This is a genomic window from Streptomyces sp. NPDC029956, from assembly GCF_055574655.1.
In genome coordinates this window covers 175,195-199,136 of the sequence record NZ_JBVHZJ010000007.1, presented here as the reverse complement: position 1 = coordinate 199,136, position 23,942 = coordinate 175,195, and the positions used below count along the sequence as shown (strand labels likewise).

Annotated in this window: 19 protein-coding genes and 1 pseudogene; 9 read left to right on the top strand and 11 right to left on the bottom strand. The window is 72.1% G+C overall.

The genetic code is table 11. The annotated features are described in order from the left end of the window. Window positions 1–225: 225 nt before the first annotated feature. Window positions 226–2,508 (top strand): FdhF/YdeP family oxidoreductase, encoded by a 2,283-nt coding sequence (locus ACZ4XX_RS08165; RefSeq protein WP_468507137.1) that lies wholly within the window; start codon window positions 226–228, stop codon window positions 2,506–2,508. 64 nt (window positions 2,509–2,572) lie between these two features. On the opposite strand, the gene ACZ4XX_RS08160 is transcribed toward ACZ4XX_RS08165, so the two are convergent. The 5 genes and pseudogenes from ACZ4XX_RS08160 to moaA form a co-directional block, all read right to left on the bottom strand. After that, on the bottom strand, window positions 2,573–4,300 hold the full coding sequence (locus ACZ4XX_RS08160) for an FUSC family protein (RefSeq protein WP_468507107.1): 1,728 nt from the start codon (window positions 4,298–4,300) through the stop codon (window positions 2,573–2,575). A 215-nt stretch (window positions 4,301–4,515) separates the two neighbouring features. Beyond that, window positions 4,516–4,733, bottom strand: a pseudogene (locus ACZ4XX_RS08155) (hypothetical protein). 119 nt (window positions 4,734–4,852) lie between these two features. After that, complete coding sequence (locus ACZ4XX_RS08150; RefSeq protein ID WP_468507106.1) at window positions 4,853–5,128, bottom strand: MoaD/ThiS family protein; 276 nt, start codon at window positions 5,126–5,128, stop codon at window positions 4,853–4,855. A gap of 48 nt (window positions 5,129–5,176) precedes the next feature. Beyond that, window positions 5,177–6,496: a molybdopterin molybdotransferase MoeA gene (locus tag ACZ4XX_RS08145; protein WP_468507105.1), complete on the bottom strand. Its 1,320-nt coding sequence runs from the start codon at window positions 6,494–6,496 to the stop codon at window positions 5,177–5,179. A 110-nt stretch (window positions 6,497–6,606) separates the two neighbouring features. After that, a complete protein-coding gene (moaA, locus tag ACZ4XX_RS08140; protein WP_468507104.1) occupies window positions 6,607–7,626 on the bottom strand; it encodes a GTP 3',8-cyclase MoaA in 1,020 nt (339 codons plus the stop codon). A 297-nt stretch (window positions 7,627–7,923) separates the two neighbouring features. On the opposite strand from moaA, the gene ACZ4XX_RS08135 reads away from it, so the two are divergent. From ACZ4XX_RS08135 to ACZ4XX_RS08125, 3 genes are all read left to right on the top strand, one after another. Continuing rightward, window positions 7,924–10,236 (top strand): FdhF/YdeP family oxidoreductase, encoded by a 2,313-nt coding sequence (locus ACZ4XX_RS08135; RefSeq protein ID WP_468507103.1) that lies wholly within the window; start codon window positions 7,924–7,926, stop codon window positions 10,234–10,236. Between the two features lie 109 nt (window positions 10,237–10,345). Further along, the gene (gene fdhD, locus ACZ4XX_RS08130; RefSeq protein ID WP_468507102.1) at window positions 10,346–11,182 is read left to right on the top strand and encodes a formate dehydrogenase accessory sulfurtransferase FdhD; all 837 of its coding nucleotides are present in this window, start codon (window positions 10,346–10,348) and stop codon (window positions 11,180–11,182) included. A gap of 153 nt (window positions 11,183–11,335) precedes the next feature. Then, the gene (locus ACZ4XX_RS08125; RefSeq protein WP_468507101.1) at window positions 11,336–12,271 is read left to right on the top strand and encodes a LysR family transcriptional regulator; all 936 of its coding nucleotides are present in this window, start codon (window positions 11,336–11,338) and stop codon (window positions 12,269–12,271) included. A gap of 54 nt (window positions 12,272–12,325) precedes the next feature. Here ACZ4XX_RS08125 and ACZ4XX_RS08120 read toward each other — a convergent pair whose 3' ends face one another. Further along, complete coding sequence (locus ACZ4XX_RS08120) at window positions 12,326–12,490, bottom strand: hypothetical protein (RefSeq protein ID WP_468507100.1); 165 nt, start codon at window positions 12,488–12,490, stop codon at window positions 12,326–12,328. 3 nt (window positions 12,491–12,493) lie between these two features. Beyond that, on the bottom strand, window positions 12,494–15,052 hold the full coding sequence (locus ACZ4XX_RS08115) for an ATP-dependent Clp protease ATP-binding subunit (RefSeq protein ID WP_468507099.1): 2,559 nt from the start codon (window positions 15,050–15,052) through the stop codon (window positions 12,494–12,496). Between the two features lie 267 nt (window positions 15,053–15,319). Here ACZ4XX_RS08115 and ACZ4XX_RS08110 point away from each other — a divergent pair, with 267 nt between their 5' ends. After that, window positions 15,320–16,597, top strand: a complete 1,278-nt coding sequence (locus tag ACZ4XX_RS08110) for a YhgE/Pip domain-containing protein (RefSeq protein WP_468507098.1) — start codon at window positions 15,320–15,322, stop codon at window positions 16,595–16,597. 101 nt (window positions 16,598–16,698) lie between these two features. On the opposite strand, the gene recQ is transcribed toward ACZ4XX_RS08110, so the two are convergent. Next, the gene (recQ, locus tag ACZ4XX_RS08105) at window positions 16,699–18,807 is read right to left on the bottom strand and encodes a DNA helicase RecQ (protein WP_468507097.1); all 2,109 of its coding nucleotides are present in this window, start codon (window positions 18,805–18,807) and stop codon (window positions 16,699–16,701) included. Between the two features lie 212 nt (window positions 18,808–19,019). Between recQ and ACZ4XX_RS08100 the strand changes: the two genes are divergently transcribed. Next, window positions 19,020–19,271, top strand: coding sequence for an EF-hand domain-containing protein (locus ACZ4XX_RS08100; RefSeq protein WP_468507096.1), 252 nt, complete (start codon window positions 19,020–19,022; stop codon window positions 19,269–19,271). Between the two features lie 78 nt (window positions 19,272–19,349). Here ACZ4XX_RS08100 and ACZ4XX_RS08095 read toward each other — a convergent pair whose 3' ends face one another. Next, the gene (locus ACZ4XX_RS08095; RefSeq protein WP_468507095.1) at window positions 19,350–19,643 is read right to left on the bottom strand and encodes a hypothetical protein; all 294 of its coding nucleotides are present in this window, start codon (window positions 19,641–19,643) and stop codon (window positions 19,350–19,352) included. A 177-nt stretch (window positions 19,644–19,820) separates the two neighbouring features. On the opposite strand from ACZ4XX_RS08095, the gene ACZ4XX_RS08090 reads away from it, so the two are divergent. After that, window positions 19,821–20,549, top strand: a complete 729-nt coding sequence (locus ACZ4XX_RS08090; RefSeq protein ID WP_468507094.1) for a YoaK family protein — start codon at window positions 19,821–19,823, stop codon at window positions 20,547–20,549. Here ACZ4XX_RS08090 and ACZ4XX_RS08085 read toward each other — a convergent pair. Next, window positions 20,539–21,144 carry a carboxymuconolactone decarboxylase family protein gene (locus ACZ4XX_RS08085; protein ID WP_468507093.1) on the bottom strand — a complete coding sequence of 202 codons (606 nt, stop codon included), beginning with the start codon at window positions 21,142–21,144 and terminating at the stop codon, window positions 20,539–20,541. The two genes, ACZ4XX_RS08090 and ACZ4XX_RS08085, sit on opposite strands and share 11 nt — an antisense overlap. 111 nt (window positions 21,145–21,255) lie before the next feature. Here ACZ4XX_RS08085 and ACZ4XX_RS08080 point away from each other — a divergent pair, with 111 nt between their 5' ends. Then, window positions 21,256–22,179: a pirin family protein gene (locus ACZ4XX_RS08080; RefSeq protein ID WP_468507092.1), complete on the top strand. Its 924-nt coding sequence runs from the start codon at window positions 21,256–21,258 to the stop codon at window positions 22,177–22,179. A 111-nt stretch (window positions 22,180–22,290) separates the two neighbouring features. Further along, window positions 22,291–22,635, top strand: a complete 345-nt coding sequence (locus ACZ4XX_RS08075; RefSeq protein WP_468507091.1) for a GNAT family N-acetyltransferase — start codon at window positions 22,291–22,293, stop codon at window positions 22,633–22,635. Between the two features lie 101 nt (window positions 22,636–22,736). Here the strand turns inward: ACZ4XX_RS08075 and ACZ4XX_RS08070 are convergent, their stop codons facing one another. Further along, entirely contained in the window at window positions 22,737–23,543 is an 807-nt protein-coding gene (locus ACZ4XX_RS08070; protein WP_468507090.1) for a VOC family protein, read from the bottom strand. Between the last annotated feature and the right edge of the window lie 399 nt (window positions 23,544–23,942).

Genomic DNA, 23,942 nt, shown 5'->3' with positions numbered 1-23,942 from the left:
AAACGGTAAGAAAAGGACAGCGTCAGCGTAGGCGTGCATGATCCGATACGCAGCCCGTACGGCGCCCCTGAGTCGAGTGGCACCCGAAAACCGGCGGGCATAGCCTGCCGAAAGGGGTGACTTCCCGTTCCGTCGCGCCCCGCACATCCGCAGGTGAAAGGGTGAACAGCCGTGAGCACCGACCAGGACGCTCAGCAGCCTCCGACGCCCGACGCCTCCGAGCCCGTGGAGCCCCGGGTGGGGCCCACCCCCGAGGGTGACCCCGAGTTCCACCCCTACCACCACCCCGCGGCGGGCTGGGGCGCGGCCAAGAGCGTGACCGGCTTCCTCGTCCGCGAGGGAGCCCTCGTCGACGGCCCGCGGGCGATCATGCGGATGAACCACGAGAACACCGGGTTCGACTGCCCCGGCTGCGCGTGGCCCGACGACACCAAGGGCCTGCACCTGGACATCTGCGAGAACGGCATCAAGCACGTCACCTGGGAGATGACCCGCAAGCGCGTCGGCAACGAGTTCTTCGCCGCGCACTCGGTGTCCGAGCTCGCCGAGTGGAGCGACTACGACCTGGAGAACGAGGGCCGGCTGACCGAGCCGATGGTCTACGACCCGGAGTCGGACCACTACGTCCCGATCACCTGGAAGGACGCGTTCGAGGTGGTCGGCCGCGCCCTGCGCGGCCTCGACAGCCCCCACCAGGCGTCGTTCTACACCTCGGGACGACTCGGCAACGAGGCGACCTTCCTCTACCAGCTGATGGCCCGCGAGCTGGGCACCAACAACCTGCCCGACTGCTCCAACATGTGCCACGAGGCCAGCGGCCGCGCCCTCCAGGCCTCCCTGGGCACGGGCAAGGGCACCGTCGACCTCAAGGACTGGGAGACCGCCGACGCGCTGTTCATCTTCGGGGTGAACGCCGCCTCGAACGCGCCCAGGATGCTGACCGCGCTCGCCGAGGCCCACCACCGCGGCGCGCAGATCGTGCACGTCAACCCGCTCGTCGAGGCCGCCGCCACCCGGACCATCGTGCCGCACGACTTCACGGACATGGCCCTCTTCAAGGCGACGAAGACCAGCACCCTGAACCTCCAGCCGCGCATCGGCGGCGACATGGCGCTGATCCGCGGCATGGCCAAGGCGGTCCTGGAACAGTCCGCGACCGACCCCAAGGCACTCGACCAGGAGTTCATCGACCGCCACACGAGCGGCTTCGAGGAGTACCGCGCACGGTGCGAGGCCACACCGTGGGAGGAGATCGAGCGGCAGTCCGGGCTGAGCCGCGCCGACATCCTCAAGGCGGCGCGCGTGTACGGCGAGGCCGACCGCTCCATCGTCAGCTGGTGTCTGGGCCTCACCCAGCACGAACACGGCGTCGACACCGTCCGGGAGATCGTCAACCTGCTGCTGCTCCGCGGCAACCTGGGACGCGAGGGCGCCGGCCCCTCCCCCGTACGCGGACACAGCAACGTCCAGGGCAACCGCACCTGCGGCATCGACCACCGCCCCAGCGACGCGTTCCTCGACCGTCTCGCCGAGGTCTGCGCGATCGAACCGCCGCGCGAGCACGGCCTGGACACCGTCCGCACCATCGAGGCCATGCAGCGCGGCGAGATCAAGGTCTTCGTGGGCATGGGCGGCAACTTCGCACTCGCCGCCCCCGACACCCCGCTCACCTACGCGGCCCTGCGCACCTGCGACCTCACCGTCCAGGTGAGCACCAAGCTGAACCGCAGTCACCTCGTCCACGGCAAGCGGGCCCTGATCCTGCCGTGCCTCGGCCGCACCGAGAAGGACCATCAGCGCAAGGGCATCCAGAGCACCTCCGTCGAGGACTCGATGAGCATGGTCCATCTGTCGATCGGCATGAAGCGCCCGGCCTCCTCTCACCTGCTCTCCGAACCGGCGATCGTCGCCGGCATGGCGCGGGCCGCGCTGCCCGACAGCGCGACGCCCTGGGAGTGGTACATCGAGGACTACGACCGCATCCGGGACACCATGGCCAAGGCCCTCGACGGATTCGAGGACTTCAACCGCCGGGTGCGCCTCCCGCTCGGCTTCCGCATCAAGCAGCCCGCCCGCGAACTGGTCTTCCTCACCCCCTCCGGGCGCGCCGAGTTCTCCAGCGCCCCGCTGCCCGACGTCGTGCCCGAGCCGGGCACCCTGGCCCTCGGCACCATGCGGTCCCACGACCAGTGGAACACCACCATCTACTCGGACAACGACCGCTACCGGGGCATCAAGAACCTGCGCACACTGGTCTTCATGAACCGGGCCGACATGCGGGAGCGCGGGATCGCCGACATGGGCCCCGTCGACATCACGAGCACCGCGAAGGACGGCAGCCGACGGTCCGTCAGCGGATATCTCGCGGTTCCCTACGACATTCCCCGGGGCTGCGCCGCCGGCTACATGCCCGAGATGAACGTGCTCTGCGCACTGGTCGACTACAGCACGCAGAGCGATCAGCCGATCATGAAGCACGTCAAGGTGACGATCGTGCCCACCGGTTGACCGCCCTCAACACGGTCGAGTTCCCTCATCACGGTCGACCTCTCTCATCAAGGTCGCCCCTCCCTCATCGCCACCGGGCGAGCCGCTCCAGGAGGAGATGGCCGCGATACTCCGCGGCAGCGAGTTCCGTGGGGTCGATCTCCGCCCCCCACAGCTCGCCCGCGGCGGCGTCGTCCGCCTCACGCAACTCCACCACGGCTGCCGCGAGTCGCCCCTGGACCACCGGGAACGACTCCACCGCCCCCTCCCCCAGGGCCTGTTCGGCGCGGGCCGACGCGGCCCGGCACGCGGTGAGCGCGCGCTGCGCCCTCACGGCCGCCCGGTCGTGGACCACCAGGAGCGCGCACACCAGCGCGATCACGACACCGAGCAGACTGCTCAGCGCCCGGTCCTGGACGAGGTCCCCGGCAGGTGAGGGCGCGGCCAGATCGGTGAGCAGCAGGGCGAGCGGGGTGAGGAAGACGACGCCGAGACCGTAGTTGCGGGCGACGACGTACTCCAGGAGGAACTCCAGGAGCACGATCACCAGGACGAGGACGACGGGATCGGGGCGCGCGGCCAGCACGCCGAGCGCGAGCACCAGGCCGGCCATCGTGCCCAGGGTCCGCTGCACGGCCCGCTGCGCCGCCGTCCGCACGTTGACGGAGTGCAGAACGGCGGCGGCCGAGATCGCCGCCCAGTAGCCGTGGCCGAGCCCGAACAGCAGGGCGGCCCCACCGGCGAGGCCGGTGCCGAGAACCATCCGCAGGGCGGGAACGAGCAGGATCGCGGTACGGCTGGGAGCACCCCGGCCTGGAGCGACCCGACCGGAAGCATCCCGACCCGGAGCACCCCGGCCCGGGCTACCGCGACCGGCCGCGGCCGCGCCGGGAGCGACCCGCCCCCGCACGAGTTCCGAGGCCCGCAGGGAAGCGGGACCGGCCGCCGTCGCCCCCGGCACGGCGGCGCCCCGGTCGGTCAGGGAGGGGACCGCGAGCTCGGGCAGTATCCGGGGCAGCCGTCGGCGGCGGCTCACCAGCAGCCGGACCTGTCGGTGCAGGTTCCGTGCCAGTCCGGCGGGGTCGTCCGGCGCCCGCCGCGCCGAACCGACGAGGAGCGCCCACGCGAGGTCGGTGAGGCGGAGGCAGGTGTCTCCCGTGCCGCCCCGCTGAGCGGCGCTCGGGGGCAGGACGCCGAGCGTGCGGTACGCCTGGAGGACGGCGGCCGTCGCCCGGTGGCGTACCAGCCCGTGGCCGGTCCCCGTGCCCACCGCCTCCCACAGGTCCGCCAGCTCGCGCAGCGCCGCCGCCACGGCGAGGCGCTGCGGCCGGTCCGGGTGCACGAACCACCCGAGGACGGCGAGCACCCAGGCCACGGACGCGCCGATCGCGGCCAGGGCCGTCTGGAGGAGGATGTCGTCGGGATCGGTGGAGCCGTTGGCCGCGACGGCGAACGAGAAGAGCAGCAGGACTGCGCCGAGGCCGCTCAGCCGGGCCGCGTCGCATGCGAACTTCGCCGCACCGGCCACCACCGCCATCGCCGCGACCGTCACGGCGGCGCCCGCTCCTCCGTCCCGCGGCTGTGCCCACATGGCGAGCGCCGAACCGCAACCCACGCATGCCGTCATGGCCACGGCGACGAGCGCGAGCACGCGGGCCCGCCGCGCGTAGGGCATGTTGCGGCCGAAGGTGGTGGTGAAGGAGCCGAGCATCGTGTAGACGGCGTGATCGGCGTGCCCGGCCAGGGCCAACGGCAGCGCCGGCACGGCCATGGCGAGGGCGGCGCGCAGCGCGAAGGACAGGGCGCCGTCCACGCTCTGGAGCGCGAGCGCACCCCGGGGGGAGAGCGCCCGCCCGACCCGGCCGAAGGCCCGCCGCCGACCACCGGTCGTGTCGGCTCCCGTGGACGCACGCCCCCGGCCAGGCCGCTTCCGGCCGCCCCACCCCTCCGGGTCATGCGACCCCTTCCGGCCGCCCGGCCCCTCCCGACCGCCAGGCTCGTCCCGGTTGTCCGGCTCGTCCCGGTCACTCAGCACGCGCCGACCCACTCCTCTTCGCCGTCCACGAAGATCTGCTGCTTCCGGATCGGCACCTCGTGCTTGAGGTCCTCGACCAGGCGCGCGCAGGCGGCGAAGGCCTCCGCGCGGTGCCGACGAAGAGGGCGGTGCCACCGGCGGTGTCGTCGCCCACGGCCGCGTACACCTCGTCGAGGGAGAGCGGGGTGTCCCGTACGGCGAGCAGGCGCATCGGATCGTCGGAGGCACGGGAGGCCTCGGAGACATGGGAGGCCTCGGAGGCGTCGGAGGCGTAGGGCAGGTGCGTCATGGTCGAGGTCCTGGAAGGGTGCGGGTGGTACGGGGTCGGTCTCAGCCACCCGCGAACGGGGGCAGCACTTCGACCGTCCCCCCTGGGGCCAGCGGTACGGCGGAGTGATCCCGGCCGCCGACCGGGTGACCGTCCACCAGAAACGCGCAGTGCCGCAGGAGTCGGTCGAAGCGCGGCCGGTCGGCGCGTCGGGCACGGGCCCGGTCCAGTGCCTCGGCGAGGGTCGCGGCGCGATAGGACTCCTCGGGCGTACCCGCCTCGGCCCTCGCCGCCGCCCAGTAGCGGGTGGTTCCGGCGGGTGTCGTCGGCGATGTCATGGGTGCTCCTCCTCGGGTGGGTTCTTGTCGTGCCGGTCGGCGTGCGGGTCAGGGTCCGGGGACGGGGAGGACCTGGACGTCGCCCCCGACGGCCACGCCCCCGGGCGGCACCACCGCGAGCCCGTCGGCGACGGCGAGGCCGCGCAGCATGGCCGGCCCGTCGAAGGGCAGCGGCGCCACCGCACCCGCGATGCGGCGTACCGGCAGCAGCCGGGTGTCCCTCGGGTGCCCGGGCAGGGCGGCGGCGCAGGTCGTACGGAGCGGCTCGGCATCCTCGTGTCCGCCGAGCCGGCGCAGCAGCGGTACGGCGAGGGTCACCGTGCCGGCGACGGCGGCCAGCGGATTGCCCGGCAGGCCCACCAGGCGGCGCGGTCGGCCGTCGGCGCGCGGGGGCAGTGCGGCGAGCAGCATGGGGTGGCCGGGCCGTACGGCGACGGAGTCGACGAGGAGCCCGGCGCCCAGCTCACCGAGGGCGTCGTGGAGGAAGTCCACGGGCCCGGCGGCGGTGCTGCCGGTGGTGACGACGACATCGGCGCTGGAGTCGCGCAGGGCCTCGTACAGCGACCGGAAGTCGTCGGCGACCAGGCGGCGGCCGGTGACGTCCGCGCCGCCCTGCCCGCTCAGCCAGTACGGCAGGAGGGGCCCGAGCGCGTCGCGCACCCGGCCGTCACGGGGCAGCCCGGATTCCAGCAACTCGTCGCCGAGCACCAGGAGTTCGACGACGGGCCGGCGGTGCACGGCGAGCCGGTCGTAACCGGCCGCCGCGGCGAGGCCGAGGACGGCGGGGGTCACGGTCGCACCGGCGGGCACCAGGAGGTCGCCCGCGCGGCTCTCCTGCCCCTGGGGTCGGATGTCGTGTCCGGGCGCCAGGGGGCCCGCGCCGGCGGATCGGTCGAACAGCATCCCGGTCCGGGCGTCGACCTCCCCGTACTCGCGTCGGAGCACGGCGTCCGCCCCCGAGGGCAGCCGGGCGCCGGTGGCGATGGGGACGGCGGTGCCGTGGCCCAGCGGCGGCGGCTGCGCACCGGCCAGGACGCCCCGCCCGCGCAGCCGCCAGGGCCCGGCTCCGGCCACGGCCCATCCGTCCATCGCGGAGCTGTCGAACGGCGGCAGGTCGGTGAGCGCGGCCAACGGCCGGGCGAGTGCCTGCCCGAGCACATCACCGAGGGGGTGGCTGACGACGTCCAGGGGCGAGACGTCACGGGCGACGCACCGGGCCCGTCCCCAGTCGACGGCGTGCGGGCGCGGCACGGGCCGACCGGCGAAGGGGACTGCGGGGTCGCCCGCGGCCGGGACTACGGGATCGCCCGCGGCGGGGACTGCGGGGTCACCGGCCGCGGGTGCCGCGCTCAGGGGTGCCACGGTCATCTGTCGCTTCCTCGTCTCGTGTCGTACGCCGTCCACGTCGTGTCCGCCGTCCATGTCGTGGCTGCCGTTCGCGTCGTGGCTGCCGTCCACGGGGGAGGCAGCCGTGGGCCTCACCCTCCGATCGCCGACATCGGCCGCTCCGGGCGCCGGAACTCCGGGCTGTCGATGGCGTGGCCCGGGCCCTTGCCGCCGATCGAGGTGCGCCAGGCCGCCTCGATCGCCGCGCCGTCCGCGCCGCTCCTCAGCAGGGCCCGCAGGTCCGACTCCTCCGTCGCGAAGAGACAGTTGCGCAGCTGTCCGTCGGCCGTGAGCCGCACCCGGTCGCAGCTGCCGCAGAACGGGCGGGTCACGCTCGCGATGACGCCCACCGGCGTGTCCGTGCCGGCGATCCGCCACTCCTCGGCCGGCGCGTTGTCCCGCCGTCCGGCCGGTATCAGCTCGAAGCGTTCACCGAGGCGGTCCAGGATCTCCTCCGCGGTGACCATCCGGACCCGGTCCCAGGCGCCCTGCGCGTCCAGGGGCATGGACTCGATGAACCGCACCCGGTAGCCGTGCTCGACGGCGAACGCGGCGAGGTCGGCGATCTCGTCGTCGTTGACCCCGCGCACCGGCACGGTGTTGATCTTCACCGGGGTGAGGCCCGCGTCGCGGGCGGCCCGCAGGCCCGCCAGGACGTCGGGGAGCCGGTCGCGCCGGGTGATCGCGGCGAACCGTTCGGGGCGCAGGGTGTCCAGGCTGACGTTGACCCGGCCGAGGCCGGCCGCCCGCAGGGAGTCGGCGCAGCGCGCCAGGCCGATGCCGTTGGTGGTGAGGGACAGCTCGGGGGCGTCGGGCAGGGCGTGCAGCCGGGCGACGAGGCCGGGCAGGCCGCGGCGCAGCAACGGTTCGCCGCCGGTCAGCCGCACCTCGGTGATGCCGAGCCGCTGCGCGGCGACCCGGACGAGCCTGACGACCTCGTCGTCGGTGAGCAGCTCGGGCCGGGGAAGCCAGTCGAGGCCCTCGGCGGGCATGCAGTACGTGCAGCGCAGGTTGCAGCGGTCCGTGAGCGACACCCGGAGGTCCGTGTGGACCCGGCCGAAGCGGTCCGTCAGCGGAGACGCGGCGGTCCTGTCGAGGAGCGGTCGGGACACGGGGCTGCCTTCTTCCTCTGCCCGGGGGCAGTCGCGAATTTCTCACCCGCCGACCACTTTCGAGGGATACCGGGATGAAGTCAAAGAGGGTTTCTCTATTACGTGATCGGTGGCGCCGATCCCACCACACCGAAACCATCTGACCTGCCTGTTCGCATCAATAGGCCGCACTTGTCGGTTCATCGAATTCGCTTCTTTGACTTCCCGCCGAGAACAGGCGGATATTCGGCGCACGATCCCCTGAACGCAGGGGACCGAAACAAAGGCCCCCACAGAAGAGGACGAGGCGCACCCGTCATGAGCAGCCGCATCGAGGACGATCCGAGCGACGATCTGAAGGTCACCCCGCCGAAGACCTGGGCGACGGGTCTGCCGGCGGTGACGCATGCGCTGGAGTACTCCCTGAGCCAGACGTCCCCGCGTCGTACCGCGCTGACGCTGCTGAACATCAACCAGCCCAAGGGCATCGACTGCCCCGGCTGCGCCTGGCCCGAGCCCGCGCCGGGCCAGCGGCACATGAACGAGTACTGCGAGAACGGTGCCAAGCACATCAACGACGAGGCGACCTCGCGCCGCGTCACCCGGGAGTTCTTCCGCGAGCACTCGATCGCGGAGCTCGACGGCATGTCCGACTACTGGCTGAACCAGCAGGGCCGGCTGACCGAGCCGATGGTGAAGCGCCCCGGAGGGACCCACTACGAGCCGATCGGCTGGGACGAGGCGCTCGGGCTGCTCGCCGACGAGCTGCGGGACCTGGACTCCCCCGACGAGGCCCTCTTCTACGTGTCGGGCCGGCTGAACAACGAGGCCGCCTTCCTGCTCCAGCTCTTCGCCCGCGCGTTCGGCACGAACAACCTTCCCGACTGCTCAAACATGTGTCACGAGTCCAGCGGATCCGCCATGTCGGAGACCCTCGGCATCGGCAAGGGCAGTGTCTCCCTCGACGACATCCACCACGCCGACCTGATCTTCGTCGTGGGGCAGAACCCGGGCACCAATCACCCCCGGATGCTGTCGGCGCTCGAGGAGACCAAGCGCAACGGCGGCCGGGTCGTGGCGGTCAACACGCTGCCAGAGGCCGGTCTGATGCGCTTCAAGCACCCGCAGAGGGCCCGCGGGATCATCGGCCGCGGCACGCCGATCGCCGACCGGTTCCTGCACATCCGCGCCGGTGGCGACCTCGCCCTGTTCCAGGCCCTGAACCGGCTGCTCCTGGAGGCCGAGGACGCCGCTCCCGGGACCGTACTGGACCACGAGTTCATCCGTACGCACACGACCGGCTTCGAGGGGTTCGCCGAACACGCCCGGAAGATCGCCTGGGAGGACGTCCTGGCCGCGACGGGGCTGTCCCGCGAGGAGATCCAGGAGGTGTTCGAGCAGGTCCTGAGCAGCGAGCGGATCATCGTGTGCTGGGCGATGGGGCTGACCCAGCACAAGCACGGGGTGCCCACCATCCGTGAGGTGGTGAACTTCCTCCTCGCCCGGGGCAACATCGGCAGGCCCGGCGCGGGCGTGTGCCCGGTGCGCGGCCACAGCAACGTTCAGGGCGACCGCACCATGGGGGTGTGGGAGCGGATGCCGCAGGAGTTCCTCGACGCCCTGGAGGCCGAGTTCGGATTCACCCCGCCGGCCCACCACGGTCTGGACGCGGTGAACAGCATCCGCGCCATGGACGAGGGCCGCGCCACGGTGTTCCTGGGTGTCGCGGGCAACTTCGTCCGGGCCACCCCGGACAGCGAGGTCACCGAGGCCGCGATGCGGAAGTGCCGGCTCACCGCGCACGTCTCCACGAAGCTCAACCGCTCCCACACGGTCTGCGGCGACACCGCCCTCATCCTGCCCACGCTCGGGCGCAGCGACCGGGACGTGCAGGCGACCGGCGAGCAGTTCATCACGGTGGAGGACTCGATGAGCGACGTCCACGCCTCCTGGGGGAAGCTGCCGCCGGCCTCCCCGCACCTGCTCAGCGAGGTCGCGATCATCGCCCGGCTGGCCCGCAGGACCCTGCGCGACGAGCCGGCCGTCCCCTGGGAGCTGTTCGAGGCGGACTACGGCACCATCCGCGACCGGATCTCGCGCATCGTCCCCGGGTTCGAGGACTTCAACGCCCGGGTGGCCGTGCCCGGCGGCTTCACGCTGCCCAACCCGGTGAACCGGGGGGTCTTCCCGACCCCGAGCGGCAGGGCCGTCTTCACCCGCAACGACTTCACGATGCCGCACATACCCGAGGGCCATCTGCTGCTGCAGACGCTGCGCTCGCACGACCAGTGGAACACCGTCTGGTACGCGCCGAACGACCGCTACCGGGGGATCCACGACGCCCGCCGCGTCGTCCTCGTGAACCCCGCCGACCTGGCGGACCTCGGCCTCGCCGACCGTGACACCGTGGACCTGGTGAGCGTCTGGCACGACGGGCGGGAGCGCCGGGCGGCGGGCTTCCGGGTCGTGGCGTACCCGGCGAGCCGCGGCTCGGCGGCGGCGTACTACCCGGAGACCAACGTCCTGGTGCCGCTCGACAGCGTCGCCGACATCAGCAACTGCCCGACCTCGAAGGGAGTCGTCGTCCGCCTCGAACGGTCGCCCGGGGCGATGCCTGCGCCGACCCCGTGACAGAGTCGTGGACAGCCCCCGAACGGCACGACCGGACGACCGGGCGACCGGACGACCGGGCCGCAGACCGAGCACCGTCGGAGCGGCGCTCCGAGGAGAGGAACGAACCATGGGACGAGTGACCGTACGGCGGCGCGTCCTGCGCGTGCGCGAGGGGGACTCCTCCTACCGCCCGGACACGCTGGCCGCCGAGGAGCCGATGGAGATCAGGGTCGGCGGCCGTCCGCTGACGGTGACCATGCGGACCCCGGGCGACGACTTCGACCTCGCGGTCGGCTTCCTGGTGAGCGAGGGCGTGGTGCACTCCGCCGAGGACGTGGCCGGCATCCGCTACTGCGCGGGGGCCACGGCCGACGGCGGCAACACGTACAACGTCGTCGACGTCGGTCTGGCACCCGGCGTCGCCGCCCCCGACGCGTCCCTCGAACGGAACTTCTACACGACCTCCTCGTGCGGTCTGTGCGGCAAGGCCAGCCTGGACGCGGTCCGCACGACGGCCGCCTGGTCGGTCGCCGAGGACCCACTGAGGATCGGGACGGACGTCCTCACGGCCCTGCCGGAACGGCTGCGGGCGGCCCAGCGGGTCTTCGACACCACGGGTGGGCTGCACGCCGCCGGGCTCTTCACCGCCGAGGGCGAGCTGGTGTGCCTGCGGGAGGACGTCGGCCGGCACAACGCCGTCGACAAGGTCGTCGGCCACGCGCTGCGCGAGGGACTGCTGCCGCTGCGCGAGTCGGTCCTGATGGTGAGCGGCCGCGCCTCGTTCGAACTGGTGCAGAAGGCGGTGATGGCCGGGATCCCGCTGCTCGCGGCGGTCTCGGCGCCGTCCTCGCTCGCGGTCGACCTCGCGGCGGAGAGCGGGCTGACCCTGGTCGGCTTCCTGCGCGGGTCCTCGATGAACGTGTACACGGGCGACGAGCGGCTGAGCTCCGTGCCCGTGGCCTGACGCGTACGTGCCCGAAACAGGCGTACGCGCCGGGAGCCTGCGTCCGTGCCGGCGGCCGGCGTGGCGTTCCGGCAGTCGGCGTCACGTTCCGGGAGTCGGCCGGCCGCGGTGGGGCGATTGGTGTTCCGCCGACCCGTCGGGTAGACCCGTGGGGTGCTGTTCCGCCAACTCGAATACCTGGTGGCCCTCTCCCGCGAGCGCCATTTCGCCCGCGCCGCCCAGGCCTGCCACGTCTCCCAGCCCGCGCTCTCGGAGGCGATCCGCAAGCTGGAGGACGAGCTCGACGTCCCGCTGGTGCTGCGCGGCCACAAGTACGAGGGCCTCACGCCCGAGGGCGAGCGGATCGTGGTGTGGGCCCAGCGGATCCTGGCCGACCGTGACGCCCTCACGAGCGAGGTCGGTCATCTCCGTACCGGTCTGAGCGGCCGGATGCGGATCGGTTCGGTGCCGACGGCGACCGGCGCCGTCGCCCTGCTGACCGCGCCGTTCTGCCTGGCGCATCCGCTGGTCACGGTGGAGGTGACAGCGGACCTCCAGTCGGATGACGTGCTCCGGCAGGTGCGGAACTTCGAGATCGACGCCGGGATCACGTACCTCCACGAGGGCCTCGGGGAGCAGTTCCGGACGGTGCCCCTGTACGAGGAGCGGTACGTGCTCCTCACCGGCGCCGCCGACACTCCTGTCGACCGGGCGACGGCGACCTGGGCGGAGGCCGCGCGGCTGCCGCTGTGTCTGCTGACGGAGGCGATGCAGGGGCGCCGGGTCCTGGACGAGCTGTTCGCGGAGGCCGGGGTGCGGCCGTCGCCGCGGGTCGAGACGGACTCGGTGGCCGCGCTCTTCGCCCATGTCAGAACGGGCCGGTGGGCGAGCATCGTGCCGCACACCTGGCTGCATGTGTTCGGCGTGCCGCACGGCATGCGGGCGGTGCCGCTGGTCGAGCCGGCCCGGTCGGTGCCGATGGGTCTGGTGACGATCGCGCGGGAGCCGGGATCGGTGCTGGCCCGCGCCCTCCGTGAGGTCGCGGGCCAGACCGATGTGGCCGCCGCCCTGGAGCGGCTGCCGGTGGACCAGGGCCTGTCCGGCGGCTGAGTGGCCGGACCGTCTCCTCCGGATCCCGCCCGACCCGCGCCGCCGGAGACCGGCCTAGTCGGCCTGCCGCTCGCCGTCCGGGGGCAGTCCGACCTCCTCGCGGTCCTCCTCCAGACGCTCCTTGAGTTCGTCCTCGTCCGGGCGACGGGGCATGCCGCGGCTGTGTCCGGTGCCGGGGTCGCCCTCGACCTGTTCGTTCGACTTGTGGTGCGGGGCCATCGGTCACTCCTTGCCGTCGGTGGCGGCGGCCGTCGCGAAGGCCTCGGGGGTCGTCCCGGCTCCGGCGCCGTCGCCCTTCTGGATCGTGCAGTGGAGGGAGTCGTCGATCACGTCGGCGACGATCGTGTCCCCCGGCTCCGCCTCGCCGCCGAGCAGCAGGGAGGCGATGCGGTTGTCGAGTTCCGTCTGGATCGTGCGGCGCAGCGGGCGCGCGCCGAACTCCGGCTGGTAGCCGTGGGCCACGAGCAGCTTCTTCGCCGCCTCGGTGACCTCGAGGGTCATGCCCTGGGCGCGCACCCGGTGCTTGCTGCGGTCCAGGAGGTGGTCGACGATCTCCGACAGGTCCTGCTCGGTGAGGCTGTGGAAGACGATGATGTCGTCGATGCGGTTGAGGAACTCGGGCAGGAACCGGCCCCGCAGGTCCTCCATCAGCTCGCCCTTGAGCTCGGCCGCGTCGCCCTCGTGGGCGAGGATCCGGTGGGCGCCGATGTTGGACGTCATGATGATGACGCAGTGCCGGAAGTCGACCGTGCGGCCCTGTCCGTCGGTGAGCCGCCCGTCGTCGAGGATCTGGAGCAGCGTGTTGAAGACGTCGGGGTGCGCCTTCTCCACCTCGTCGAAGAGGACCACGCTGTACGGGTTGCGGCGCACCTTCTCGGTGAGCTGGCCGGCCTCCTCGTAACCGACGTATCCGGGAGGCGCTCCGACGAGCCGGGCGACGGTGTGCTTCTCCTGGAACTCGCTCATGTCGAACCGGATCATGCGGTCGTCCTCGCCGAAGAGCAGTTCGGCGAGGGTCTTGGCGAGTTCGGTCTTGCCGACTCCCGTGGGGCCGAGGAAGAGGAACGAGCCGACGGGGCGGTTCGGGTCGCCCATGCCGGCGCGGTTGCGGCGTACGGCCTCGGAGACCGCGGTGACCGCCTCGTCCTGGCCGACGATCCGGGCGTGCATCTCCTCCTCCAGCTTGAGGAGCTTCTCCTTCTCGCTGGCGGTGAGCTGGGAGACGGGGATGCCGGTGCGGCGCGAGACGATGTCGGCGATGTCGGCGGCGGTGACCGAGACGACGCCCTCGCGGCGTTCCTCGATGCCGGCGAGTTCGCCCTCCCCCTCGGCGATCTGCCGCTTCAGGTCCGAGGCCTTCTCGAACTGCTCGGCAGCCACGGCCTGGTCCTTCTCCCGCCGGAGCTTGGCGAGCCGGTCCTCCCGGCCGACGACCTCGGTGGAGCGCCCGGCACTGCGCAGCCGTACGCGCGCGCCCGCCTGGTCCATCAGGTCGATGGCCTTGTCGGGCAGGAAGCGGTCGCCGATGTACCGGTCGGAGAGCTCGGCCGCCGCCGCGAGGGCGCCGTCGGCGAACCGGACCTGGTGGTGGGCCTCGTACGCGTCCCTCAGTCCTTCGAGGATCTGCACGGTCTCCTCGACCGTGGGCTCCGGGATGAGGACGGGCTGGAAGCGCCGTTCGAGTGCGGCGTCCTTCTCGATGTGCTTGCGGTACTCGTCGATCGTCGTCGCGCCGACGACGTGCAGCTCGCCGCGCGCGAGGGCGGGCTTGAGCATGTTGCCCGCGTCCATCGCGCCCTCGCCGGACGCTCCGGCGCCGACGACCGTGTGGAGTTCGTCGATGAAGAGGATGATGTCGCCGCCGGCCTCCTGGACGTCCTCGATGACCTTCTTGAGGCGCTCCTCGAACTGGCCGCGGTACTGCGCTCCGGCCACGAGGCCGGACAGGTCGAGGGAGACGACCCGCTTGCCCTTCAGGGTGTCGGGCACCTCGTCGGCCACGATCCGCTGGGCGAGGCCCTCGACGATGGCGGTCTTGCCGACGCCGGGCTCACCGATGAGCACGGGGTTGTTCTTGGAGCGCCGCGAGAGGATCTCGATGGTCTGCTCGATCTCCTCGGCGCGGCCGACCACCGGGTCGAGCCTGCCGGCCTTCGCCTCGTCCGTCAGGTCCCTGCCGAACTCGTCCAGGGTGGTGGCCGGCTGCTTCGGCTCCTTTCCGGCGGCCGGGGCACCGCCGTCGGAGCGGACCGCCTGGTCCGTGAGTCCGCGCAGCCTCTTCACGTCGTGGTCGTCCGCGCCGAGGAGCCGGGCCGCCCCGGAGTCGGAGTCGTCGAGGAGAGCCGCGAGGATGTGCTCGGGTCCGATGTACGAGACGCCCGCCTCCTGCGAGCGGCCGTAGGCGGCGGCGAGCGTGCGCTTGGCCGCCGGGGTGAGTCCTGGCTCCGACGAGGGCTCGCCGGCCTCCCTGGGCAGTACCTCGTCGAGCTGGGCGGCGAGCGCCTGGGGATCGACGCCGACCCGGGTCAGCAGCCTGCGCGAGGGGTCGACCTGGGTCGCCGCCCACAGGAGGTGTTCCGTGTCGAGGTCGGACGTGCCGTCCGCGACGGCCTTCCGCGTGGCCAGGTTGAGGAGCTCGTGGGAGGACTCGGTCAGGAGACGGCCGATCGGTACGCGCTGCACGGCCGGGGGCGACGACGCCGGTGACATTCCGAAGAACCGGTTCAGCATGTCGCTGAACGGATCGGACGAACCGAAGGGTGAACCGAACGCCATCGACATGTCAGCTCCAGAGACGCATGAGGGGTCATTCCCACTCAAACGTGACGCATCGGGCGACGCAACCGGAGTGGAAGCCCCTGGACCGGCGCCCTCCCGGAGCCCCTCCCGGGGCCCTTCCCTGAGCCTGTCCTGGAGCTTTTCCCGTTGGCTCGTCCCAGACCGCTCTTCGGAGTCGTTCCCGAAGCACTTCCCGGAGCCCGACACGCCCACCCCACCCGTACGGGCCGCAATCCCCGCCTCGACGGCGCGCGCGTCGACGATGACCCCATGACGTCCGCGATCCCCCCGCACACCCCCGACCCGCAGGTCCGCGCCCGGACCCTCGTCCGGAACCCCAGACTGTGGCTCGTACCGACCGTCCTGAGCGCACTGGTGGCCGTGGGCCTCTCCCTCCTCTACATGGGCGGCATCCTCAACCCGAACGAGAACCTGCACCGGCTGCCCGTCGCCCTGGTCGACGAGGACCGGGGCACCCCGCTCCCCGGACAGCGCGAGACGCTGGGGAAGCAGATCACCGACGGGATCGTCGCCGCCGGTTCCTCGAAGACCAGCGTCGACTGGCGGCGGCTCGACCGCGCGCAGGCCCAGGACGCGCTGGCGTCCGGCGAGATCTTCGGCGCCCTCGTCGTCCCGGAGAACTTCACCGCGTCCGTCGCCGCCCTGACCACCAACCAAGCGACGGTGCGGCCGACGATCACCGTGCTCACCAATCCCGGCCTGGGCAGTCTGGGTTCGTCGATCGCGGCCCAGATCAACCAGAACGCGGCCCGTCAGGCCTCGCTGAGCATCGGCAAGCAGCTCTCCGCCGCCACCGACGTCCCGACGACCCGGCTGCTCCTGACCGACCCGGTCGCGGTCGCCACCCAGGTCGGCCATCCGATCGGCCGGCACAGCGGTCTCGGCCTGACGGCCTTCTACTACACCCTGCTGCTCGTCCTCGGCGGCTTCATCGGCGGCAACCTCGTGAACAGCGGCGTCGACACCGCGCTCGGCTACGCCGACAGCGAGATCGGCCCCTGGCACTCCCGGCATCCGACGGTCCCGATCGACCGCACGCAGACGCTGGTCCTGAAGATGCTGATGACGGCGGGCGTCTCACTCCTCACCACGACGCTCGTCATGGTGTCGACGATCGCGGTCCTGGGCATGGACGCCTCGCACCTGCCGATGCTGTGGCTCTTCTCCTACTGCGCGACGGTCGCCGTCGGTCTGGGCGTCCAGGCCATCAACGCCGCGTTCGGCGGCATCGGGCAGCTCGTCTCCATGTTCGTCTTCATCGCCCTCGCCCTCCCCTCCTCCGGCGCGACCGTCCCCCTGGAGGCCACCCCGGGCTTCTTCCGCTTCCTGGGCGTCTTCGAGCCGATGCACCAGCTCAGCGCCGGCGTCCGGGCCATCCTCTACTTCGACGCCCGCGCCGACGCGGGGCTGGCCCGCGGCTGGATCATGATCGCCGTCGGTACGGCTCTGGCTCTGGTGTTCGGCTTCGCCATGACCCGGTACTACGACCGCCGGGGCCTGCGCCGCCTCACGCCGCAGCCCGCCTGACGGGCACGGGGCCGGGGGTACGGGCTTGGCGGTACGGGGTCGAGAGGCACGGAGGCGAGGGGTACGGAGGCGAGGGCGGAATCCCTCGCCCTCGGGCCCACCTACCGCCAGTCGTCGTAGGGCGGAGGCGGCTCCTCCATCCCGTCCCAGTCGTAGGGCGGCTCCTCCTCGTCGTACGGAGCCTCGGACTCCGGAGCGGAGGGCACGGAAGGCACGGAGGGCACGGAGGGCACGGCACTCGCGGACCGCGCCCCGGAGACAGGGGCGGCCGAATCGGCCGCACCGGCGGGACCGGCGGGGGCTCCGGCGGCGGGAGCCGCATGAGGCACCGTCCCCGACCCGGCCGCCGCGGCGTCGGCCCCGCTCTCCGCCAGCGCCTCCAGCACGCCCTCGGCGTACTTCACCAGCTTGGCCTCGCCGACGCCACCGACGGTGCCGAGCTCCTCGACCGTGGTGGGGAGCCGCGTCGCGATCTCCCGCAGGGTGGCGTCGTGGAAGACGACGTACGCCGGGACGCCCTGCTCGCGCGCCGCCGCGGCCCGCCAGGCACGCAGCGCCTCGAAGACCGGGACCGCAGCCACCGGCAGGTCGACCGGCACTCGGGAGCCCTTACCGGAGCGCCCGCCGGACTCCTTGCGGGAGGCGGCGGCCGGCGCCTTCTCCTTCCGCATGGTGACGGTGCGGCGCCCACCGAGCACCTCGCCGCTCTCCTCCGTGAGCACGAGCGTGCCGTAGTCGCCCTCCACGGCCAGGAGCCCCAGCGCGAGGAGCTGCCGCACGACCCCGCGCCACTCGGCGGTGCCCAGCTCCGACCCGACGCCGAACACCGAGAGGCCGTCGTGGTCGAACTGGATGACCTTGGCCGTCTTCTTGCCCTGCAGGATGTCGATGATCTGTCCCGCGCCGAACTTCTGACGCCGCTCCTTGGCCAGCCGCCACACGGTGGACAGCAGCTTCTGCGCGGCGACGGTGCCGTCCCAGGACTCGGCCGGGTTCAGACAGGTGTCGCAGTTGCCGCAGGGCTGACCGGACTGGCCGAAGTAGTCGAGGAGGCGGACGCGGCGGCAGTCGACCGTCTCGCAGAGCGAGAGCATGGCCTCCAGATGCATGGCGAGGCCGCGTCGGTGCTGCTCGTCGCCCTCGGAGCCGTCTATCATCTTGCGCTGCTGGACCACGTCCTGGAGGCCGTACGCCAGCCAGGCGGTGGCGGGCTCGCCGTCGCGCCCGGCGCGGCCGGTCTCCTGGTAGTAGCCCTCGACGGACTTGGGCAGGTCGAGGTGGGCCACGAAACGCACGTCGGGCTTGTCGATGCCCATGCCGAAGGCGATGGTCGCCACCACGACGACCCCGTCCTCCCGGAGGAAGCGGGCCTGGTTCGCCGCGCGCGTACGGGCGTCCATGCCGGCGTGGTAGGGGACGGCGTCGATGCCGTTCTCCACGAGGAGTGCCGCGGTCTTCTCCACCGAGGCGCGGGAGAGGCAGTAGACGACTCCGGAGTCCCCGTCGTGCTCGGTCCTGATCAGTTCCAGCAGCTGCTTGTGCGGGCTGTTCTTGGAGACGATGCGGTACTGGATGTTCGGCCGGTCGAAGTCGGCGACGAAGTGCCGGGCGTCCTCGAGGCCGAGCCGGGCGGCGATCTCCTTGTGGGTGGCCTCGGTGGCCGTGGCGGTCAGCGCGATCCGCGGCACCTTGGGCCAGCGCTCGTGGAGCATGGACAGCGCGAGGTAGTCGGGCCGGAAGTCGTGACCCCACTGGGCGACACAGTGCGCCTCGTCGATGGCGAAGAGCGACACCCTGCCCCGGTCGAGGAGCCGCTGGGTGCCTTCGGTGCGGAGCCGCTCGGGAGCCAGATAGAGCAGATCGAGCTCGTCGGCGAGGAAGGCCTGCTCGACGGCCTGCCGCTCGTACGGATCCTGGGTCGAATTCAGGAACCCGGCCCGCACACCGAGGGCCCTGAGCGCGTCCACCTGGTCCTGCATGAGGGCGATCAGCGGCGAGATCACGACGCCGGTGCCGTCCCGGACGAGGGCGGGAATCTGGTAGCAGAGGGACTTTCCGCCGCCGGTCGGCATCAGCACGAGGGCGTCGCCGCCGTCGACGACCTGCTCGATGATCTCCTGCTGCTCGCCTCGGAAGGAGCTGTAACCGAAGACGCGGTGAAGCACCTGCGCTGCCTCGGAGATCACGGCGGAGCCGTCGGAAAGGACCATTCACCCACCCTATCCGCCGCCACGGACACCCCGGCCGCACCGCCGAAGCCTGTGGACGACCTCCCGCCCCCTCGTTCGCACCCCGCCCCGCGCCACGCGACTACGCTCGATGACGAGCTCCGAGGCAACGCGCGGGGCGAACCCTGCGTCCTTCTGCACAGGGACGCATCGGCCGATGCACCAGCCGCGGCCACAGGGAAGCAGGACACATCATGAGCGACAAGGCCCGTACTCTCTTCGACGCGCTCGACCTCGACCATGACGGCAGCCTGACGCGCATCGAGATCATCAACGCGCTGCGGGTCAAGGGCCCGACCCTGGCCGCCCAGGGCGTGATCCCCGTGTGGGGCGTGGGGACCGACGACGACGCCTCGGCCCTGTTCGACCAGGCCGACCAGAACGGCGACCGCGTCCTGTCGTTCGAGGAGTTCGCCGCCCTGATCGACCGTCGCTTCGGCTGGTGACACCGGTCCGTACCCGTACGACAGGAAACCGGCACCGCGCAGTCCGCGCGATGCCGGTACGCCGACCGGGAGGACCGGTCAGGAGATCTCGGGCAGAAGCCCGGTGACCGGGGCGGCCAGATCGGTGAGCTGGTGGAGCTGCTGCACGTCGTGCACCCGGCTGAGCCCACCGAGCTGATCCGCGATGCCGGGGAACTGCGCCTTGGACTCCTCGGGAATCCCGGTCGTGGCGAGCGCGTCGAGCTCGGTGACCGGGTTGATCGGCGGGCCGAGCGGACTGGTGGTGGCGACGGCCTGCGCGGCGGACGCGCCGAGGCACGAGAAGGCGGCTGCGACGGCGAGAACTGAGGAAATGCGTCGTGTAGAGATCACACCCTCACAACGCCCCGCCCCGCCGACGGACACGGCCGCAGGTCGTGACGAGGGGCGCGACACGGTGCGCGGGCCGCTCCGGCGTGGCGACGCACGCGATCGGGGGTGCATCGGTGTACGTCACAGGAGGGCTCCGGAACCTGGCCACGGCCCCGTCGCGGAAGGAGCGTCCGAGGGATGCGCAAGCTGCTGGTGGACGTCGCTCGCACTCTGGTGCCGCCCAAGGGGGACCGGCACGGGCCGCTGCCGCCGCTCATGCTGGCGCTGACCGTGGTCACCGGGCTGGTGGACGCGGTGAGCTATCTGGGGCTCGGGCAGGTCTTCGTGGCCAACATGACCGGCAACGTGGCGCTCCTGGGCTTCGCCCTCGCGGGCGCCGAGGGCCTGTCCGCGCCCGCCACGCTCGTGTCCCTGGCCTCGTTCCTCGTCGGCGCGGTGGCCGGTGGCCGGTTCGGCACCCGGTTCGCCGCGCACCGCGGGCGACTGCTCGCCTCGGCACTGGCCCTGCAGGCGGCGCTCGTCGCGGCGGCGCTCGTCATCGCCCTCGTGGCGCACGACAGGGTGGGCACGCCGGGCCGGTACACCCTGATCGTCGCCCTCGGCCTGGCCATGGGGGTGCAGACCGCGGTGGCCCGCCGCATCGGCGTGCCGGACCTGACCACGACCGTGTTGACCCAGACGCTGACCGGCCTGGCCTCGGGTTCCGCTCCGTCCGGTGGCGAGGCTCCCCGGCGCGGTCGGCAGATCCTGTCCGTCCTGGCGCTGGTGCTCGGCGCCCTCGTCGGCGCCCTGCTTCTCGACGCCGGACTCACGGTCGCCCTGGGAGCGGCCCTCGCCGTGCTGGCGGTGGCCGCCGCCGTCACGAGACGTCTGGCGGCCACCGAAGCGGCGTGGGTCAGGCCGTAGCGTCCACCGGGAGCGGGGCGGAGACGGGGAGGGGGGCGGGGGCCGAGGACCCGTCGCGTACGGGATGACGGCTCAGGATCGACACCCGGTTGAACGCGTTGATGGTGATCGCCACCCAGATCACCGCCGAGATCTCCTCGTCGGTCAGGACCGCGCGCGCCGTGCCGTACGCCCGGTCCTGCGCGAGACCGTCCGACGGGTCGGTCGTGGCCTCCGCCAGGGCGAGGGCCGCGCGTTCCCGTGCGGTGAAGAGCTCGGTCTCCCGCCAGGCGGGGAGCACGCCGAGGCGCCGGGTCGTCTCGCCGGCCCGGAGCGCGGCCCTGGTGTGGACGTCGAGGCAGGAGGCGCAACCGTTGATCTGCGACACGCGGAGGTTGACCAGCTCGACCAGGATCCGGTCGAGCCCGGCGTCTGCGGCGGTCGCGCGGACGGCGTCGGCGGTGTGGACCAGCGCCCGGTAGGCCGTGGGGCTCTGCTTGTCGAGGTAGACCCGTCGGCCGTCCGTCACGCCGTTCCGGCCGTTCGCGCCGTCGTTCGCGCCGTTCGTGTCGTTGCCGGGGTTGTTGTTCGCGTCGTTGTTCGCGTCGTTCACCATGCGCTCCTTCGATGAATCCGTGCGCGTCACGGGTTCTGAGGCTATGATCATCTATAGTTGTTGAAAGCGAAACTATATCGCGCGACGAGAACGCAGGGAGAGGGGTCGGACATGAGCGACACGGAGGTCGAGATTCTCTCCGCGCGGGACGTCCCGCTGGGCGGGCCGCGCGCCATGACCGTACGGCGCACCCTGCCCCAGCGCTCCCGGACCCTGATCGGCGCCTGGTGCTTCGCCGACCACTACGGCCCCGACCGGGTCGCCGAGTCCGGCGGCATGGACGTCGCCCCCCACCCGCACACCGGTCTGCAGACGGTGAGCTGGCTCTTCAGCGGGGAGATAGAGCACCGCGACAGCCTGGGCAGCCACGCGTTCGTACGGCCCGGGGAACTGAACCTCATGACCGGCGGTCACGGCATCAGCCACACCGAGGTCTCCACCCCCGGCACCACCGTCCTGCACGGAGTGCAGCTGTGGGTGGCACTGCCCGACGAACACCGCCACGCCGACCGCGACTTCCAGCACCACGCCCCCGAGCCGGTGCGGCTCGACGGTGCGGAACTCCGGGTGTTCCTCGGCTCGCTCGCGGGCGAGACCTCCCCCGTACGCACCTTCACCCCGCTCCTCGGGGCCGAACTCCTCATCGACCCCGGCGCCACGGTCACCCTTCCCGTCGATCCGGCACACGAGCACGGTCTGCTCGTCGACGAAGGGGACGTCCGGTTCGCCGGCACCCTCCTCCGCCCGGCCGAACTCGGCTACGTCGACACCGGACACGACACGCTGACCCTGACGAACGGGTCCGACCTGCGCGCGCGGGCGGTCCTCATCGGCGGTACGCCGTTCGGCGAGGAGATCGTCATGTGGTGGAACTTCATCGGCCGCAGCAACCAGGACATCGCGGAGGCCAGGGAGGAGTGGGAGCGCGCCTCCGACCGCTTCGGGCACGTCGACGGCTACCCCGGCGACCGCCTCCCCGCCCCTGCTCTGCCGAACGCCGCCCTCACCCCCCGGGGAAACCCGCCCCGCGCCTGAGCCGCCTACCGCCGCACCTCACAGGCTCCGTGGACTTCACCGACTCCATGGACTCCACGGACTCCACGGACCGTAGGCATCGTTCGCATCGTTCGACCCGAAAGGCACGTCATGACCGAGCAGGCAGCAACCACCCCCGTCGTCCGCCGCGTCGACCCCCGGCACCGCTACGAGATCCTGGTCGACGACCGGCGCGCCGGCCTCACGGCATATCGCGACCGCGACGACCGGCGCGTCTTCTTCCACACCGAGATCGACGACGCCTACGCGGGCCAGGGCCTCGCCTCGATCCTGGTCGAGCAGGCCCTGACCGACGTGCGCGCCTCCGGGATGCGGATCGTTCCGGTCTGCCCGTACGTGGCCAAGTTCCTGAAGAAGCACGAGGAGTTCGCCGACATCACCGACCCGGTGACGCCCGAGGTGCTGCAGTGGCTGGACGGCCGGCTGGCCCGCTGACCCCGCGCCGGCCCCGGCCCCATCCGGCTGCGGCGAGGGCCGAGGCGCGGCAGGGCCGGGCCGCGGGGCCGTTCACCCGGCGAGCCGGGCCGCGGGGCCGTTCAGCCGGCGGGCGGGGCCAGGACGACGAAGTCCGCGTTCGACGGGTCGAGGCAGACGGCGAGCCGTCCGACGCCCTCCGCGTCGTCCGGTCCCATCTGGACGTTGCCGCCGCCCGCGGTGACCCTGGCGACCGCGGCGTCGCAGTCGGTGACCGCGAAGACGGGGTGCCAGTACGGCCGTCCGTGCGCGAGGGCGAGGTCCGCCTCGCTCACCTGCATGAGACCGCCGTGCATGCGCTCCTCGGGCAGTCCGGCGGGGGTGATGATCGTGTACGTGCCCTCCCCGCCGGGCATCGGCATCTCGCTGTACTGCCAGCCGAGGACGCTGCCGTAGAACCGCTTCGCCGCCTCGGCGTCGCTCGTGTACAGCTCGGTCCAGGACAACGAGCCCGGCGTGTCGACCTGTTCGACACCCTTGTTCGAGCCCGGCTGCCAGACGGCGAACTGGCCGCCCTGGGGGTCGCTGTACTGCGCCATCCGACCCCACTCGTCGAGGTCCATGGGGGCGACGCGCACGGTCCCGCCGGCCTCCTCCACGGCCCGCGTCGTGGCGTCCACGTCGGCGACGCTGTAGTAGATCATCCAGGCCGAACGCGCGCCCTTCTCGGTGAGCTTGCCGAGGCCGGCGACGATCTTCCCGTCGTTCCGGAACATCCCGCCCTCCATGCCGTCCTCCCCCTCCGCCTCCCCCATGGACTCGTAGTCCCACCCCAGCACACCGCCGTAGAAGGCCGCGGCGGCCGGGACGTCGGGGGCGCCGAGGTCGAGCCAGCAGGGGGAGCCGGGAACGAAGTCGGTGGTGATCATGGCGAAGGCCTTTCGCGGTTCCAGGGGGGGGTACGCCGGGTACGCCGGGTACGCCCTCAGCCTCGCACCGGACACGACCCCTCGCGCGTCGACGGACGCCATCGCTCCTTCCACCTGCGGCCGGAGTCTCTCGCCGAGGTGGACGACCGGCTCCCCCCGTTCGAGCACTCCTGGCGCGCCCGTGGTTCGGCCTCGACCCGCCGCTCGGCAGGACCGCGTTCGAGCCCTCCACATCGAAGGCGGTTTCCACGACGGGCTGATCTCGCCGCTCTTCGTGTTCTGCGCGGCAGCACGGAGGCGGCGTACGCCCGCCGAGTGGTCGCGCCGGAGGGGAAGAGGGACGCTGGAACCGAGCACGTCCGGGTGTCGAGGGCGTAGCCGGCAGAGTGCCCGCCCGGT